Genomic DNA, 4,051 nt, shown 5'->3' on the forward strand with positions numbered 1-4,051 from the left:
CGCCCGCCGTGTCATAGGTGCCGACAAAGAACACCAGATCGCCGGGGCGGGGTGCGCTGGTGGGGGTGCAGATGTTATAGAGCCCCTGGGCTCCCAGGCGGCCCACATTCCAGCCGGAGTGATTGATCACCCAGGACACAAAGCCGGAGCAGTCAAAGGACGTGGCCGGAGAGCTGCCGCCCCACACATAGGGATAGCCCAGGTATTTCTCCGCCTCGCCCAAAATGGCCGCAAAGGTTTCATCGTCCAGATATTCCTCCGGCACGTCATAGTCAGCGGGCGGGTTTGTGATGTATTTCCCCACATAGGCTGACTCCGGGAACAGATCGGGCCTGTTCCCCAGGGTGGACATATAGAGGGAATAGCGGGCCATCTGTTCCTCGCCCATCATTTCCAGGGGCAGATGGGAAAGGTTTTTGTTTTCCAGCGTGACATAACAGATGTACCAGGAGTAGGGATCGCCGTCGCTGTCATACCGGGTTTCCCGCACCACGCGCTCCGTCAGGATATACTGGCGGTCAAAGAGGTTTTCCAGGGTGCCCTGCACCTCGTCCGCCGTCCATTCCCCCTCATGGAGCACACAGAGGATAGAGATCAGCACATAGGGATCGTGCTCGATCTCGTCCAGGTCAAAATGGTATTCGTCATAGCTGTGGGTGGCGGTATAGGTGTCCAGGTAATTTTGCAGTTCTGCTTCCATACCGGAATAGGCCGCCTCTGCCGCCAGGATCTCCCCGTCCTCCGATGGGTAGGTGGTAGCGCCCACGGCCCCCGCGCCGGAATTTCCCAGCATCACCAGGGAAGAAGAACAGGACTGCATCATAAAGAGCAGGAGCACACAGGCCAGGGCCAGCAGCACCCCCACGGGATGCCGCTTCACAAAGCCCGCGATCTTCGCCCCGGCCTTTTCCGTGGCGGCGGCGGTCTTTTTGGCCGCGCTTGCCGCGCCCGTCTTTGCCGCCTCCCGCGCCCGCTTTTGATACTGCTTTTTCAAGCGGTGCTTGCGCCACATCCGGGAAACGGGGTTGCCGGACATTTCCGGGTGCTCCTGGGCGGCCATGCGAAAATGATAGTCCGCCGTGGCCTTGACATATTTGGACTCGGCCCGCTGGACAGCCTTTGCCGGGTGCTGCCGGATTTTCTTTTGCACAAACCGCTTGCCATGCCGCAGGCCGGACTCGCCCACCAGCTCGGAGCGGTGGGCCCCCTCGATCCCCACGTTTTCCTGTTCATTCTCATAAATCTTGCCATGCACAAAACCGTGGGCGGCCCCGCCAGCGGCCCGGCCTATCCGCCGCACCGGGCCGGGCTTTTTGGGCGGTTTCTGTTTTGCCAGCTTATCCTTTGCCCGTTCCAGCTTTTCCCCGCGCTCCTCCATGCGGAGCTTGGACGCAGCGGCCTGCTCCTGTTTGCTTTTCTGACGGAACTTCGACTTGTGGACACTTTGTCCAGAAGTGCCGCTGTCCGCAGCCCCGGCACCACCTGGGGAGCCGCCCCCAGCGGCCCCGCCGGGATCGGCGGCGCTCTCCCAGGAGCCGGGGCGCTCCCTGGGCTCCTGTTTGGGCTTATTCGGTTTTCGCTTCATTCTTCAAATCCTCCGGGCGGGTAGTCAGCAGGTTATAGATCTCCCCACGGGGGAACCGATCCACAAAGGGGATCGTCACATCCCCATAGAACAGCAGGCCCTCGCCGGAATTGCTGTGGGTGATGTAGGAGAGCTGGTGCTCCGAAATGCCGAGCTGCTTTGCCAGAATTGCCCGGTCACTTTGGGCCTGGGACAGCAGGATCATAAAATCCGTGTTGTCCAGAATGGCCTCAATCTCCCGGCTGGCCAAAAGGTCTTTGACGTTCTGCGTCAGGGCCGAGGGGACGCAGCCTTTCTTTCTCAGCATCTTCCACACGGCCACAAAGTAGCTGGCGGTAAGCGCGTCCCGGAGCAGGATATGGAACTCGTCAAAATAGCACCAGGTAGAAACGCCGTTGTGAAAATTCACATTGACCGCCGAAGTTACAAAGTCGTTGGTAACGTGCATGGCGATCTTGCGGAGGTTTTCTCCCAGCCCTTTGAGAACGATGCACACGATATGGGACGTGAGCTTTACGTTGGTCTGGTGGTTGAACAGGTTAAGGGAGCCGGTGCAGTAGAGCTCCAGGGCGGTTGCCACACGGCGGGCCTCCGGCTCCGGCTGCTTCAAAAGCTCCTCGTACAAGTCCTGGAGCAAGGGCGGCTTGCCGTCCCCGATCCCCAGGGCCATATCCCGGTAAATGAGCCGCACACAGCGGTCAATCACGGTTTTTTCGATGGGCTGCAAGCCGTCCTTGCCGCCCACCACCAGCTCACACAGGGACAACAAAAAATCCGCTTTCATGGAAAGCGGGCTTTCGTCATCGTCCAGGTCAAGCTGGATGTCCATAGGGTTGATATGGCTGGGAGATCCGGGGGCGATCTCCACCACCTGGCCGCCCAGCCGCCGCACCAGCGGGGCATATTCGCCCATCGGATCGACAATGATAATGCGATCCTTTGGGATAGTGAGAAACACGTTGATGATCTCACGCTTTGCGGCAAAGGATTTTCCCGATCCGGTTGAGCCAAGATACAGGCCGTTGGCCGATTTCAGCTTTTTGCGGTCAGCCATGATGACGTTATGGGAAAGGGCGTTCATGCCGTAGTAGAGGGACGGCCCGGCCATCCGCAGCTCCCTGGTCATAAAGGGAATGAAGATGGCCGTGGAACTGGTTGTCATGCCCCGCTGGATTTCCACCTCGTTATAGCCCAGGGCCAGCGAGGACACAAACGCCTGCTCCTGCTGCCAGTCCAGCCGCTTCAAGGCGCAGTTGTATTTCTGCGCGATGCCGCCCACGGTAAACACATCGTTTTCCAGCCGCTGCCGGGTGGGGGCGATATTGATGACCGTGAACGTGAGCAGAAACATCCGCTCGTTGCGGGACTGGAGATCGGCCAGGAGCTCCGCCGCGTCCTTGCTGAATGTGATGAGGTCAGGGGGCAGAATGTCGGGATCGTACCCGGCCCGCATCGCCTTGCGCTGTTCCTCTACTTTCATTTTGCCGATGTCGGAGAGCTTGCCCTTGATGGTCTTAATGGCTTTGAGCTGATCCACCGTCTGAATGTGCATGGTAACGGTCATTTCCGCATCCAGCTCCAGGATCTCCGCCAGGAGCTTGTCAGAGAGCTCGGACGCCAAAATCTGCAAGTAGGACGCAGCGCCCCAATACTGGCCCACCCGGAACGTCCGGGATTGCCGGAAGTCGAAGCTGTCCGGGGCAATAAAGTCCTTTGTCCCCATGCCCGTCCGGGGAATGTCCTGCCAGGAGAAGCGGAACGGCTCCCGGCTGCCGGGGTGCATCTGGCTGTGGAGCAGCGCCAGCCGTTCCTGCCCGTTCATCGGAGCAGAGGGAACGCCCAGCCGTTTGAGGTTGCCTGTCACATCGGCCTCCACCCGTTCCAGACGGGGGCGGGCCTCCGCGATCCCCTCGGCGGGCAGGCCAAAGGTGATATATTTTGAACGCTCAATGCCGTTGTTGCTTTTGGCAATCTGGTTTTTCAGCATCCCCGTGAACTCCGCCCGGATGCTGTCAAAGTCATCCTGGGCCGGGGGAATGTTTACCTTGTAGCGGCTCCGGGAACGGGAGCGGCGGTTGATAAAGGAGAGCTGGAACGGCAGGGAGCTGTCGAAGTAGTTGAGGAACGAGCTCCACCCGCTGAAAATCGCCGTCTGATCCTCGGTGCTTGCCACGGAGTAGTTGATGTCCTCATATTCCACCGTCTTTGTGTAGAGCCCGCCGGGGAGCTGGCACACGCCGTCCGGGTGCATCACCAGATAAGGGATGGTCTGCTGGGCGGACAAAACAGCTTTCCGGTTAGCGGCCTTTCCGGGGCCGCGCTTTGGGCTTTTTGCTTTCTGCAATCGCATCCTCCTTTCGCACAGCGCCCCGCTGGGTAAACGGGGCATAGATATTTTCCGTCTGGTAGGGCCTCACCCCAGGCCGCAGGAACTTAGCCCGCAGGACGTTCCGCACCACCTTTTCA

At 59.6% G+C, this 4,051-nt stretch carries 2 protein-coding genes; both read right to left on the reverse strand.

The features are described from left to right. Positions 1 to 1,585: C40 family peptidase (locus tag EJL02_RS13895; RefSeq protein WP_125116949.1), on the reverse strand; the 1,585-nt coding region annotated here is incomplete at its 3' end. Further along, a complete protein-coding gene (locus EJL02_RS13900) occupies positions 1,566 to 3,935 on the reverse strand; it encodes a VirB4-like conjugal transfer ATPase, CD1110 family (RefSeq protein WP_442858028.1) in 2,370 nt (789 codons plus the stop codon). The genes EJL02_RS13895 and EJL02_RS13900, both read right to left, overlap by 20 nt. Positions 3,936 to 4,051 lie beyond the last annotated feature (116 nt).

The sequence above is a fragment of the Agathobaculum sp. Marseille-P7918 genome (genome assembly GCF_900625105.1).
Taxonomy (GTDB): Bacteria; Bacillota; Clostridia; order Oscillospirales; family Butyricicoccaceae; genus Agathobaculum.

Coding starts and splice junctions, on each gene's coding strand:
- EJL02_RS13900 (WP_442858028.1), bottom strand. CDS start 3,935: ATGCGATTGCAGAAAGCAAAAAGCCCAAAGCGCGGCCCCGGAAAGGCC.